The sequence below is a fragment of the Acidisphaera rubrifaciens HS-AP3 genome (assembly GCF_000964365.1).
Taxonomy (GTDB): domain Bacteria; phylum Pseudomonadota; class Alphaproteobacteria; order Acetobacterales; family Acetobacteraceae; genus Acidisphaera; species Acidisphaera rubrifaciens.
The window spans coordinates 1-503 of record NZ_BANB01001185.1 but is presented as its reverse complement, the minus strand read 5'-3'; the positions used below and the strand labels follow the sequence as shown (position 1 = coordinate 503).

Below are 503 nucleotides of genomic sequence, written 5' to 3'. Positions count from 1 at the left end.
AGGGATTCGAACCCTCGACCCCAACCTTGGCAAGGTTGTGCTCTACCCCTGAGCTACGCCCGCCCGAGCGCCGGGAGCGTTTACGGCGAAGCGTTTGGGAATGCAAGGCGGCACGTCGGGGCCGGCGTCACGCGGCGGGGGCGCGCGGGGTGGCGAGCCAGTGGTCGAGGGCGGGGACGATGCGGGCGGCGGGTTGGAAGCCGTGGGTGACGAGGGCGTAGCTTCCCTCATCCCCGATCCCGGCGAGCAGGGTGGGGAAGCCGCGTATCCCGGCCGCCTGGGCGATCGCGAAGTCCGCCTGGGTCTCGCGCGCCGCGTCCTCGGCGGCGTGTTCGGCGGCGAAGGCGGCGGCGTCCATGCCGAGTTCGGCGGCGAGGGCGGCCAGCGTGGCGGGGTCGGTCACGTCCTGCCCCTCGGCATAGAAGGCGGCGTGCAGGCGGCGCAGCGCCGCGAGGCCCGCCGCCATGCCGCGCCGGCGCAGGACGACCACGGCGCGGCTCGCC

At 75.1% G+C, this 503-nt stretch carries 1 protein-coding gene; it reads right to left on the bottom strand.

Annotated elements, in window-relative coordinates; all coding sequences use genetic code 11:
* Window positions 1-127: 127 nt before the first annotated feature.
* A partial coding sequence (locus tag B8460_RS20600; RefSeq protein WP_048863497.1) for a DsbA family protein occupies window positions 128-503 on the bottom strand: 376 nt, incomplete at its 5' end.